This is a genomic window from uncultured Enterovirga sp. (genome assembly GCF_964242715.1).
Taxonomy (GTDB): Bacteria; Pseudomonadota; Alphaproteobacteria; order Rhizobiales; family Beijerinckiaceae; genus Enterovirga.
The window spans coordinates 90931-101707 of record NZ_CAXTAZ010000011.1 but is presented as its reverse complement, the minus strand read 5'-3'; the positions used below and the strand labels follow the sequence as shown (position 1 = coordinate 101707).

Here is a 10777-nt window from a genome sequence, read left to right as displayed (position 1 = left end):
TCCGCAAGGACCCCGCCGTCCACGCTTCTCTTTCCATATTCACTTGTCAAAGAGCGGTATCGAGACTAAACACGATTCCGCAGGCGACAAATTCACCCGACCCAGCCGAAGCCGGGTAAGTGAACCCGTTGATCCGAGGAAGCGTTTGGCGGCCCGCCGTTGCCGGCCGCCGTCGATGGACGTGGTTCTAGACGCGCCCCCCGGGGCTGTCAACACGGTTGACGAATTTTTTGCGACGATTGCGCAACGAACCGGCGTCGGCCCCGGGTCTCCGTCGCGGCCGTTTCGGACGAGGCGCGGCCACGCTCCGGCCACAGACGGGCTGCCATAAGGGCCTGTCGAAGCGGCGGCGCCGTCGTGTTGAACAAAGGCTTGGGCCCGGTCATGGTCACCGCCGCGCGGAAGCGATTCCCTCTTTGACGTTCCACTCCACACCCTACCGCGTCGCCTTCGCCGGGCCAGGCGTGCGGCCGGACAGACCGGCCCGGTCCGCCCGGACGGCGTCGCCGTACCGGTCTCCGAGCTGGAATTTCGGCAACGATCCGCCCCTCGACATAGAGGCCCCGACCCATTCGGCGAGCCGGCATGCCCTGAGCTTCCGCTGGCTCGGCGCCAGCGTCCTGACGGCTCTCGCCGGCACCGTCCTGATCGGCTCGGCCATCTACGTCTCCTCGCAAGGAGAGATGACCTTCGCGGAACTCGCCGAGCCGGCCCCGGCCGGGTCCGGCCGAACCGATGCCGGCCCGGGCGGCGGCCTCCGTAAGAGCGATAAGCTAGTGCGGGCGGAAACGGTCGCGTCGGCGAAGCAGGTCTACCGCGCCCCGATGACGCTCCGGGCCGGCGACCGCGAGGTGATCAAAGTCCGGACGTTCACCCGGATCTCCACCGCCCTTTCGCTGACGAGCGGCGTCTATGCGACCAACATCCCGGCCTTCAACCCGATGCGGTTCTTCGCATCCGCCGAGGCGGAGCGGGCGGTCGAGGCCATTCCGGAATCCGGGGATGCGGACGTCTCCGTGGTCAAGACGGACCTGTCGACGCTGATGCTCGAGCCCGCGGGACCGAGCCTCTCGGACGAGAATGTGGCGATCCAGGTCGAAGCGGCGGCCCGGGCGGCGGCAGAGGCCGGGCGACGCGCCTCGGTTGCCGACGCTCTTCCGGCCATCCTGCCGCGCGCCTTCGGACCGCAGGGACCAGCGGCCGGAACCGCTCCGGGCCTCTTCCCGTCCGCGAGCGACACGACCTTCCGGTCGATCGAGGTCCGGGTCGTGCCCGAAAACGTCACGAGCCTGCCGAAATCGGCGGCTCGGGCGGGCGAACTCGCCTTCGACGACCGCACCGTCCCGATCCGGCGCGGCGAGGCGCTGGACGCCGCCTTGCGCGGCGCCGGTGCCAGTCCCGAGGAGGCCCGCCAGATCCTCGCCGCGCTGGGAGGCCGCGAGCGCAGTGTGGAAGGCATGCAGCTTCGTCTGCTGCTGGCACCGCCGCCCGCTCCGGGCCAGGCCCGGCCCGTGATGCGGGCCGTCCTCTATGGCGAGCGCGGGATCGACGCCATCGCGGCCATGAACGACCGTGGGGCTTTCGTCTCCGTGGCGCCGCCCCCGGTCGAATCGGCCCGCACTGACGGCAGGCCCGCGGGCACCGAGGACGAGGAGGAGGAAGCCGAAGGCACCGGCGCCCGCCTCTACGACAGTCTCTACGAGACGGCCCTGAAACACGACCTGCCGCGCCAGACCGTCGAGGAACTGGTCCGCATCTTCGGCTACGATGTCGACTTCCAGCGCCGCGTCGCTGTCGGCGATTCGTTCGAGATCTTCTATGCGACCGACGAGGAGGGCGGCACCGAGCGGCTCGAACTCCAATCCGCCGCCCTGACGATCGGAAACGACGTGCGCCGGATCTTCCGCTACCAGGCGGAGGACGGCACGATCGACTATCTCGACGAGGCCGGGCGCTCGTTGAAGAAGTTCCTGGTCCGCAAGCCGATCCTGGACGCGCGCATGAGCTCCGGCTTCGGCAATCGCTTCCATCCCCTCCTCGGCTACGGGAAGATGCATTCCGGCGTCGATTGGGCGTCGAAGATCGGCACGCCGATCCTGGCGGCCGGAAACGGGACGGTGACCAAGGCGTCCTGGGATTCCGGCGGCTACGGCCGCCGGATCGAGATCCAGCACACCAACGGCTATGTGACGACCTACAATCACCAATCCGCCTTCGCGCGCGGCATCGCGCCGGGCGTGCGGGTGCGGCAGGGCCAGGTCATCGGCTTCGTCGGCTCGACGGGACTCTCGACCGGCCCGCACCTCCATTACGAAGTGCTGGTCAACGGCCGTTTCGTCGATCCGATGAAGATCCGGGTCCCGCGCGGGCGCGAACTCGACGGCCGTGCCCTGGTGGATTTCGGACGCCAGCGCGACCAGATCGACTCGATCTCGAAAAGGGCCGGCGCCAACCAGCTCGCCTCGACCGATCCGCGCTAGGGCCGGCCTTCGAAGCCGAGCGCGCGCCTGATGTCGGCCGGGCTCGCTCCGGCGGCGCGGGCTTGGTCGAGCGAGGCGGAACCGAGGCTCTTCGACAGCTTGGCACCTCCTGTGTCGAGGACGAGGTCATGGTGGTGATAGAGCGGTGCCGGAAGGCTGAGCAGAGCCTGGAGCAGCGCGTGAAGGTCCGTCGCGGCTTCGAGGTCCCGGCCTCGCACGACATGGGTGATGCCCTGCAAGGCATCGTCCGTCACGACCGACAGGTGGTAGCTCGTCCCGACGTCGCGCCGGACGACGACCGGATCGCCCCAGAGGAGCGGGCGAGCTTCGCGCCAGCTGTCCTGCCCGTCCGCCGCGATCCGGGTCCAGCCGATCGGAGCGCCCTGAAGGCGCGCGAGCGCGGCCCGGGTGTCGAGACGCCAGACAGGAACGCGGTGCTCGGCCTCGCGGATCGCCCAGTCCGTGGTGATCGGACGCCGACAGGTGCCAGGGTAGAGCGGCGCTCCGTCGGGATCGCGCGGCGCCGGCTCGCCGGGGCGCGCTGCCTCGGCCGCACCTTGCACCTCGGACCGGGTGCAGAAGCACGGATAGACGAGACCCGCCTCGCACAACTGCCGGGAGGCACGAGCATAATCCTCGAGATGCTGCGATTGCCGCCGGACCGGCTCCTCCCAACGGAGGCCCAGCCAGGCGAGGTCCGCGATGATCGCGTCCACCAAATGCGGCTTCGACCGGACCGGGTCGATATCCTCGATGCGGAGCAGGAGCCGCCCGCCCGCCGCCTCTGCCATCCGCTCGTTCAGGAGCGCGGAATAGGCATGGCCGAGATGCAGCCGCCCGTTCGGGCTCGGAGCAAAACGGAAGCGCGGCCGTGTCACGGCAGCGACCGTGCCGAGCCGCCGCAAGAGGACAGCCGGTGGCTCGCCTGATCGATTCCGAGGACGCGCTCGCGGCGGGGCTGGCCGAGCTCGTGCGGCTGGATCCCGTGATGGCGGAGCTCGTCGCCAGAGGCATCCGGCCGCCGCTTCGAAAGCGTGAGCCGGGTTTCGCGGGCCTCGCGGCCATCGTCATGGGCCAGCAGCTTTCGACCGCGAGCGCCGCCGCGATCTACGGGCGGCTTGCCGCGAGCATCGATCCCCTGTCGCCCGACACCATCCTGGCGGCTTCCGACGAGGATCTCCGTCGACCGGGCCTCTCGGGCGCGAAGATCCGCACGCTTCGGGCGGTCGCGGCCGCGATCAAGGATGGCACGCTGCCACTCGACGGGCTCGCCGAGATGCCGGCGGAGCGGGCGCATGCCTGTCTGACGGCCGTCTCCGGCATCGGGCCCTGGACGGCGGACATCTATCTCATGTTCTGCCTCGGCCATCCCGATTCCTTTGCGGCCGGCGACCTCGCGCTGCAAGAGGCAGCCCGGCTCGCCTACGGGCTTCCGGCACGTCCGACCGCTCGGGATCTGGCCATTTTCGCCGAGCGATGGCGGCCATGGCGCACGGCCGCGGCAGGCATGCTCTGGGCCTATTACCGGCAGCGGACGTCACGCGAAGGCGTCCTCGCCGCGCCCCTTCCTGCGTGATAGCTGGGCCGACGGAGCCGGACAGCCGCGTTGCAACTCGACATCGAGACCCTCGCCTGCCGCCGTGCCGGCAGGCTTGTCTTCGCGGACGTGACCGCGTCCGTCCGACCGGGCGAGGCGCTTCTCGTCACCGGCCGGAACGGGGCCGGAAAGTCGACGCTGCTGGCCGCGCTCGCAGGTCTTCTCCGGCCCTCCGCCGGCACGATCTCGCTGTCGGGAACAGGCGAGCGGTCCCGGCGCGAATGCGTCCACCATCTCGGCCACCGCGACGGCCTGAAGGGATCGCTCACGGCCTCCGAAAATCTCGCCTTCGCGGCCGCCTGCCTCGGCTCGCCAGGGCTGCCGCCCGCGGAAGCGCTCGCAAGGGTCGGGCTCGCGCGGGCCGGCCACCTTCCCGTCGGCTACCTGTCGGCCGGGCAAAGGCGACGCGTGACGCTCGCCCGCCTGCTCGTCGCGAAACGGCCGCTCTGGCTGCTCGACGAGCCGACGACCGCGCTCGACCAGGACGGACAGGCGATGGTCCTGGCCCTGATGCGCGATCACCTGGCCGGAGGCGGCCTCCTGATCGCGGCGACCCACATGCCGCTCCCTCTCGAGGGAAGCCGCGAGCTGGTTCTCGGTCGGCCATCCGGACCGCGGGCCGAGTTCGGGATGGCGGCTCCCGTTTCGCCGGCCGGCGGGCCGGGCCCCTCCGCCGCTGCTGGCGAGCCAGGCTGGTGAGCCGCACCTTCCTGGCGCTCGTCCGGCGCGATCTCGCGCTCGCCGCCCGGGTGGGCGGATCGGGCGGGCTCGGGCTCGTCTTCTTCCTGATGGTCGTCGCGCTGATCCCCTTCGCGCTCGGCCCGGATCTCAATCTCCTGTCCCGGATCGGGCCGGCCATCCTGTGGATCGCCGCGATCCTGTCGACGCTGGTCGGGCTCGACCGGCTGTTCCAGGCCGACGAGGAGGACGGGTCGCTCGACCTCCTCAGGCTGTCGGAGAGCCCTATGGAGATGCTGGTCCTGGCCAAGGTCGCAGCGCATTGGCTGGTGACCGGCCTGCCGCTCGCCCTCGCCTCCCCGCTCTTCGGCCTCCTTCTCGCTATGAGCCCGGAGGCAATGCGGGCCTCCGCCCTGTCGCTCCTCGTCGGCACGCCGGCGCTGACCTTCCTGGGCGCCGTCGGGGCGGCGCTCACGGCGACGATGCGGCGAGGCGGCCTCATCCTGGCGATCCTCGTCATACCGCTGATGGTGCCGACCCTGATCTTCGGTGTCGCGGCCGCCGATCCGGCCGGAGAGGCCGCCCGCCCTGCCCTTCTCATCCTGGCGGCGCTCACCCTGTCGGCAGGCGTCGTCGGCACCCTCGCCTCCGCCATGGTGCTCCGCGCCGGGGAGTAGCGGGCGCGAACGCCGCATTGAAGCGGACCGGCCATGAGGTAGATTGGAACGGATGCTGACTGCGATCGCCAATCCGGGCGCCTTCATGCGCTGGTCCCGATACCTCGTCGTGCCGCTGGCCGTCGCGACCGCGACCCTCGGCGCGATCGGGCTCTATCTCGCCCTCGTCGTGGCCCCGCCCGACTACCAACAGGGCGAGACCGTCCGGATCATGTTCGTGCATGTGCCGGCAGCGTGGCTCGCCATGTTCTTCTACATGCTGATGGCGGCGTCGGCGCTCGGCAGCCTGATCTGGCGTCACCCGCTCTCCGACGTGTCGCAGAAGGCGGCGGCGCCGATCGGGGCCGCATTCGCGCTGGTTTGCCTTGTCACGGGCTCGCTCTGGGGCAAGCCGATGTGGGGCACCTATTGGGTCTGGGACGCGCGCCTGACCTCGATGCTGATCCTGTTCCTGATCTATTGCGGCATCCTGGCCCTCTGGCGGACGATCGAGGACCCCGCCCAGGGCGCGCGGGCGGTCTCCATCCTGACGCTCGTCGGAGCGATCAACATCCCGATCATCAAATTCTCGGTCGATTGGTGGTTCACGCTGCACCAGGGCGCGTCGGTCCTCAGGATGTCCGGCCCGGCGATCCATTCCTCGATCCTGCAGCCGCTCCTCGTCATGGCGGCGGCCTTCACCTGCCTCGGGGTCACGCTGCATCTCGCCGGGATGAGGACCGAGGTGCTGCGCCGCCGCGTGCGCCGCCTGACCCTGATCGAGGCGGAGCGGCTCGACGACAGCTCCGTCGGCACCCTGTCGCCGCATCCGGTCTCAGCCTGATGCCCGGCGCGGATTACGGGTTCTACATCTGGTCGGCATACGGCGTGACAGCGCTTGCCGTCGCCGCCCTCCTTGTCCGGGCCGTGTTCGACCATCGCGCCCAGCTTCGGGCGCTGGCGCGCCTCGAGAGCCCGGCCCGGGGCAAAGAGGAGACCCGGCATGGCTGATCCGGCCTCCCTGCCGGCGGGCGAGACGGGCGTTGCGAGCCGGCGGGCCTTTCGCCCGCTCGTCTTCCTGCCCCTTCTGACCTTCGCCGCGCTGGCAGCCCTCTTCGCGGTGCGGCTCTATTCGGGCGATCCGTCGCGCGTGCCCTCGGCCCTGATCGGGCGGCCGGTTCCGGCCTTCTCGCTGCCGCCGCTCGAAGGGGCACGGGTCGGCGGCGCGGCGCTGCCGGGCTTCTCGAATACCAATCTCGCGGCCGGCAAGGTCACGATCGTCAATGTCTGGGCATCCTGGTGCGCGCCCTGCCGGGTCGAGCATCCGGTCCTGATGGAACTCGCCAAGGATCCCTCGGTCCGGGTGGTCGGCTTCAACTACAAGGACCGCCCGGACGCGGCCCGACGCTTCCTCACCGCCCTCGGCAACCCCTTCTCCGCCCTCGGCACCGACGAGAGCGGCCGTGTCGCGATCGAATGGGGCGTCTACGGCGTGCCCGAGACCTTCGTGGTCGGGCCGGACGGGATCATCCGGCACAAGCATGTCGGCCCGCTCGCGCCCGAGGAATTGGCCGGTTTCATGGCCCGGGTGCGGGCCATCGGACGGCCCGGGGAAAAGACGCGATGACCCTGACGCTGCAGATCTTTTCGGACGTGATCTGTCCCTGGTGCTTCATCGGCAAGCGCCGGCTCGAGCGCGCCCTGGACGAGCTGGACCTCCGGGCCACCGCCGAGATTACCTGGCTGCCCTTCGAGTTGAACCCCGACATGCCGGAGGGCGGCATGGCGCGGGCGGATTACCGGGCCCGCAAATTCGGCCGCGAGCGGAGCGAGACGCTCGACCGGGAGATGACCGAACGCGGCCGCGACGAGGGCATCGCTTTCGCCTTCGACCGGGTCACCCGGACCCCGAGCACCCGGAAGGCGCACCGGCTGATCATGCAGGCGAACCGGGCTGGTCGCGGAGATGCCGTCAAGGAGGCACTTCTGGCGGCGTATTTCGAGCAGGCGCTCGATGTCGGCGACGACGACGTCCTCCTTGACCTCGCGACCCGCCACGGCCTCGAACGGGCCGACGCTGCCGCCGCGATCCGCGACCCGGCGCTCGACCGGGAGGTCGCCGCCCTCGAGCGCCGCGCCGCCGAGATCGGCGTTTCCGGCGTCCCCTTCTTCGTCCTGGACGGACGATCCGCCGTTCGGGCGCGCAGCCTTCGGCGCATTGGGTCGACCTGCTGCGCGAGCGCGCCGGCCTCCCGGATCACGCAGCAGCGCCGGCCTGAGCGACGCGGTCACCGGCGCGGCCGCTCGTCGCGGAGCTTTGCCGTCCGGCGCGTCGCGGCATGGAAACCGTCCGGCTTGCGCCGCACCCAGGAAAGGAAGCGCGCGAGGTCCGGTTCGGCCCGAAGGCTGTCGAGGTCCGACAATCGCCGGGCGAGATCCGCCTCGCTGTAGCGGGCGTGAATGGCGCTGTGGCAGACTTGATGCAGCAGCACCGTCGGCAGCTTGGCTCCGCCCTTCAGCTTCGGGACGAGATGGTGTCGGCTCGCCCGGGCGCCGGGCGGGATCGGGCGGCCGCACAGGCCGCAGCGCTCCGGATCGGACTCGGGCGAGACCTCGACGGCCCGCTGGTCGGTCGAGCTGCGGCGAGGTCGCGAGCGCGGACGCAAAACTGGGCCGTCAGCGACCTGGGAGCGGGTTCGCGTCGGTCTTGAGTTCGTGGCGCATGAGAAGCGGCGTCTGAGCGAGCGCAAAGACGACGGTCAGCGGCATGATGCCGAAGACCTTGAAGTTTACCCACATGTCGGTCGTCTGCGTGCGCCACACGATCTCGTTCAGGGCCGCCAGCACGAAGAAGAAGATGGCCCAACGGAAGGTCAGCTTGCGCCAGCCCTCCTCCGTCAGGCTCAGCATCGAATCGAGCACGATCGCGAGGAGCGGCTTGCGCCAGTAGAGCCCGCCCAGCAGCACGGCCCCGAACAGCGCGTTCACGATGGTGGGCTTCAGCTTGATGAAGGTCTCGTCGTTCAGAAGGATCGTCAGCCCGCCGAACACGATCACGACGGCCGCCGACACGAGCGGCATGATCGGAAGCCGGCGTACCAGGATGTAATGCACCGTGAGGGCCACCACCGTGGCCGCGATGAAAAGACCCGTCGCCACGAAGATGCGCCGGTCCTGCGGCACCCCGAAGCGATCCGAATAGGCATTGGTGAAGAAGAACAGGACCAATGGTCCGAGTTCAAGCGCGAGCTTGACGAAGGGGTTGAGCTTCGAGGGGCCGGCTTCGTCCATTTCCGGATCATCCTGCCCGTGTTACAGAAACGAGTGAACCTGTCTGTAATCGGGAGATGGCCGCCATGTCCATCAATATCAAGAACCGGGAGGCGGAGGCGCTCGTCACGGAGCTGAAGCGTCGCACAGGCAAGGGGACGACGGACCTCCTCCTGGACCTCCTCAGGCGGGAGAAGGACCGGCTCGAGCGCGATATCGAGGCGGAGGTCGAGTCTGCCCTCGCCTTCAACCGAGCCTTCCGCGAACGCTGGAACGCCCTCCCTATCGTCGATCCCCGGCCGATCGAAGAGATCCTGGCCTACGACGAGAATGGCCTTCCGGTATGATCACCGTCGATACGTCGGTGTTCATATCCATCCTGAAAGGCGAGCCGGACGAACGAAAACTGGCGGAGATCCTGGTCGCGTCACCCCGCCTGTCGATGTCCGCGGGAAATTACCTGGAATGCGCGATGGTAGCACTGGGACGGGGGCTCGCCGGACGTAGCAACCTCGACACCTTCGTCGCTCGCTACAGAATCGACGTCGTGCCGGTGGACCTGCCCCGGGCGCAGCTGGCGGCGGATGCATTTGCGCAATACGGCAAGGGCCGGCACCCAGCGGCGCTGAACTACGGCGATTGTTTCGCCTATGCGCTCGCGAAGTATCTGTCAGCGCCGCTCCTCTTCACAGGCAAGGACTTCAGGCTGACCGACATCGTGCCGGCGCTGCCGGCTTAGGCCGCCTCCTCGATCCCGGCGATGGCGCGGGCGAAGTCGCCGGCCGTGAACGGCTCGAGATCGTCGACGCCCTCCCCCACCCCAATGTAGTGGACGGGAAGCCCGAACTTGGCTGCGAGCGCGACCAGGATGCCGCCCCGAGCCGTGCCGTCGAGTTTCGTCATCACGAGGCCGGTCACGCCGGCGGTCTTGGCGAAGATCTCGACCTGCGAGAGCGCATTCTGGCCGACGGTGGCGTCAAGGACCAGCAGCGTCGCGTGCGGGGCGTCGGGGTCGAGCTTCCGGACGACCCGAATGATCTTCTCGAGTTCGGCCATCAGCCCGGCCTTGTTCTGGAGCCGGCCGGCCGTGTCGATCATGAGGACGTCGGCGCCGCGTCCCCTCGCCTCTTCCAGAGCGTCGAAGGCGAGCCCGGCCGCGTCTGCGCCCTGCCCGCGCGAGATCACCGGCGCGCCGACCCGCTCGCCCCAGACCTTCAGCTGCTCGATCGCGGCCGCCCGGAAGGTGTCGCCGGCCGCGATCGTGACCGAGAGGCCCTGCTGCCGGAATTTCGAGGCGAGCTTGCCGATGGTGGTGGTCTTGCCGGCCCCGTTCACACCGACCATCAGGAGGACGAAGGGCTTGCGGCCGCTTTCGATCACGAGCGGGCGCGCGACGGGCGCGAGGATCTTCTCGATTTCCGCCGCCATGATGCGCTTGACCTCGCCGGCCGAGATTTCCCGGTCGTAGCGTCCCCCCGCGACCGCGGCCGTGATGCGGGTCGCGGTCTCGACGCCGAGATCGGCGCCGACGAGCACGTCCTCGAGGTCGTCCAGCGTGGCGCGGTCGAGACGGCGCTTGGTGAACAGGCTCGTGACGCTGTCGCCGATGACGGACGAGGTCCGGCGCATCCCGTCCGCGAGACGCCTGAACCAGGTCGGCCGTGTCTCCGGGGCCGACGCGGGTGCAGCCGTTTCGGGCAGGCCCGGATGCGGAACGCCCGGGAGAGTCGCCCCTTCCGGCGCGCCCTCCACGGGCTGCAGGGTCGCGCCGACGAGTTCGTCGACCGGCCGTGCGGCGACCGGCGTCTCCGGAGAGGCTTCCGTCACGGTCGGCTCGACCGCCGGGATCGCGGCCACGTCCGCGGCCGGCATGAAGTCCGGCTGGCCTTCCGAGCGGGAGGCTGGCGAGAGGATCGGCAGCTCGGAAGGCGCGGGCTCGACCGGCGCGGGATCCTCACTCGGAGGGAATGGAGCAGCCGGCGCCTGCGGCGGCACCGGAGGGGGCAGCGCCTCGTCCGTGCGGCCCAGGATCTTGTCGAGAAGCCAACCGGGCTTCCGGCCTTGCAACGCCATCAGGTCATCCTTGCCGCAGCCGC

At 69.7% G+C, this 10777-nt stretch carries 13 protein-coding genes and 1 pseudogene; 10 read left to right on the top strand and 4 right to left on the bottom strand.

From position 1 onward, the window contains the following. Positions 1-464: 464 nt before the first annotated feature. The gene (locus ACFE87_RS08240) at positions 465-2480 is read left to right on the top strand and encodes a M23 family metallopeptidase (protein WP_375459148.1); all 2016 of its coding nucleotides are present in this window, start codon (positions 465-467) and stop codon (positions 2478-2480) included. Here the strand turns inward: ACFE87_RS08240 and gluQRS are convergent. Continuing rightward, on the bottom strand, positions 2477-3358 hold the full coding sequence (gene gluQRS, locus ACFE87_RS08235) for a tRNA glutamyl-Q(34) synthetase GluQRS (protein ID WP_375459143.1): 882 nt from the start codon (positions 3356-3358) through the stop codon (positions 2477-2479). The genes ACFE87_RS08240 and gluQRS overlap by 4 nt on opposite strands. Positions 3359-3396: 38 nt before the next feature. Between gluQRS and ACFE87_RS08230 the strand changes: the two genes are divergently transcribed. From ACFE87_RS08230 to ACFE87_RS08200, 7 genes and pseudogenes are all read left to right on the top strand, one after another. Next, positions 3397-4056 (top strand): DNA-3-methyladenine glycosylase family protein, encoded by a 660-nt coding sequence (locus ACFE87_RS08230; protein ID WP_375459142.1) that lies wholly within the window; start codon positions 3397-3399, stop codon positions 4054-4056. 30 nt (positions 4057-4086) lie between these two features. Further along, a complete protein-coding gene (gene ccmA, locus ACFE87_RS08225; RefSeq protein WP_375459141.1) occupies positions 4087-4776 on the top strand; it encodes a heme ABC exporter ATP-binding protein CcmA in 690 nt (229 codons plus the stop codon). After that, the gene (gene ccmB / locus ACFE87_RS08220) at positions 4773-5432 is read left to right on the top strand and encodes a heme exporter protein CcmB (RefSeq protein ID WP_375459140.1); all 660 of its coding nucleotides are present in this window, start codon (positions 4773-4775) and stop codon (positions 5430-5432) included. The genes ccmA and ccmB overlap by 4 nt, the downstream gene beginning before the upstream one ends. Positions 5433-5484: 52 nt before the next feature. After that, positions 5485-6255: a heme ABC transporter permease gene (locus tag ACFE87_RS08215; RefSeq protein WP_375459139.1), complete on the top strand. Its 771-nt coding sequence runs from the start codon at positions 5485-5487 to the stop codon at positions 6253-6255. Beyond that, on the top strand, positions 6255-6422 hold the full coding sequence (gene ccmD / locus ACFE87_RS08210; RefSeq protein WP_375459138.1) for a heme exporter protein CcmD: 168 nt from the start codon (positions 6255-6257) through the stop codon (positions 6420-6422). The genes ACFE87_RS08215 and ccmD overlap by 1 nt, the downstream gene beginning before the upstream one ends. Further along, positions 6415-7038, top strand: coding sequence for a DsbE family thiol:disulfide interchange protein (locus ACFE87_RS08205; RefSeq protein WP_375459137.1), 624 nt, complete (start codon positions 6415-6417; stop codon positions 7036-7038). The genes ccmD and ACFE87_RS08205 overlap by 8 nt, the downstream gene beginning before the upstream one ends. After that, positions 7035-7547 (top strand): annotated as a pseudogene (locus ACFE87_RS08200) (DsbA family oxidoreductase); the annotation flags it as partial. The gene ACFE87_RS08205 and the pseudogene ACFE87_RS08200, both read left to right, overlap by 4 nt. Positions 7548-7699: 152 nt before the next feature. Here the strand turns inward: ACFE87_RS08200 and ACFE87_RS08195 are convergent. Together ACFE87_RS08195 and ACFE87_RS08190 are read right to left on the bottom strand one after the other, a co-directional pair. Continuing rightward, positions 7700-8077: an HNH endonuclease signature motif containing protein gene (locus ACFE87_RS08195; RefSeq protein ID WP_375459136.1), complete on the bottom strand. Its 378-nt coding sequence runs from the start codon at positions 8075-8077 to the stop codon at positions 7700-7702. Positions 8078-8087: 10 nt separating this feature from the next. Next, entirely contained in the window at positions 8088-8702 is a 615-nt protein-coding gene (locus ACFE87_RS08190; protein WP_375459135.1) for a septation protein A, read from the bottom strand. Positions 8703-8767: 65 nt separating this feature from the next. On the opposite strand from ACFE87_RS08190, the gene ACFE87_RS08185 reads away from it, so the two are divergent. Both ACFE87_RS08185 and ACFE87_RS08180 read left to right on the top strand, forming a co-directional pair. Further along, positions 8768-9028 (top strand): type II toxin-antitoxin system VapB family antitoxin, encoded by a 261-nt coding sequence (locus tag ACFE87_RS08185; protein ID WP_375459134.1) that lies wholly within the window; start codon positions 8768-8770, stop codon positions 9026-9028. Continuing rightward, positions 9025-9420, top strand: a complete 396-nt coding sequence (locus ACFE87_RS08180) for a type II toxin-antitoxin system VapC family toxin (protein WP_375459133.1) — start codon at positions 9025-9027, stop codon at positions 9418-9420. The genes ACFE87_RS08185 and ACFE87_RS08180 overlap by 4 nt, the downstream gene beginning before the upstream one ends. Here ACFE87_RS08180 and ftsY read toward each other — a convergent pair. Next, a complete protein-coding gene (gene ftsY, locus ACFE87_RS08175; protein WP_375459132.1) occupies positions 9417-10754 on the bottom strand; it encodes a signal recognition particle-docking protein FtsY in 1338 nt (445 codons plus the stop codon). The genes ACFE87_RS08180 and ftsY overlap by 4 nt on opposite strands. Between the last annotated feature and the right edge of the window lie 23 nt (positions 10755-10777).

Coding starts and splice junctions, on each gene's coding strand:
- ACFE87_RS08215 (WP_375459139.1), top strand. CDS start 5,485: ATGCTGACTGCGATCGCCAATCCGGGCGCCTTCATGCGCTGGTCCCGA.
- ccmD (WP_375459138.1), top strand. CDS start 6,255: ATGCCCGGCGCGGATTACGGGTTCTACATCTGGTCGGCATACGGCGTG.
- ACFE87_RS08205 (WP_375459137.1), top strand. CDS start 6,415: ATGGCTGATCCGGCCTCCCTGCCGGCGGGCGAGACGGGCGTTGCGAGC.
- ACFE87_RS08190 (WP_375459135.1), bottom strand. CDS start 8,702: ATGGACGAAGCCGGCCCCTCGAAGCTCAACCCCTTCGTCAAGCTCGCG.
- ACFE87_RS08185 (WP_375459134.1), top strand. CDS start 8,768: ATGTCCATCAATATCAAGAACCGGGAGGCGGAGGCGCTCGTCACGGAG.
- ACFE87_RS08180 (WP_375459133.1), top strand. CDS start 9,025: ATGATCACCGTCGATACGTCGGTGTTCATATCCATCCTGAAAGGCGAG.
- ftsY (WP_375459132.1), bottom strand. CDS start 10,754: ATGGCGTTGCAAGGCCGGAAGCCCGGTTGGCTTCTCGACAAGATCCTG.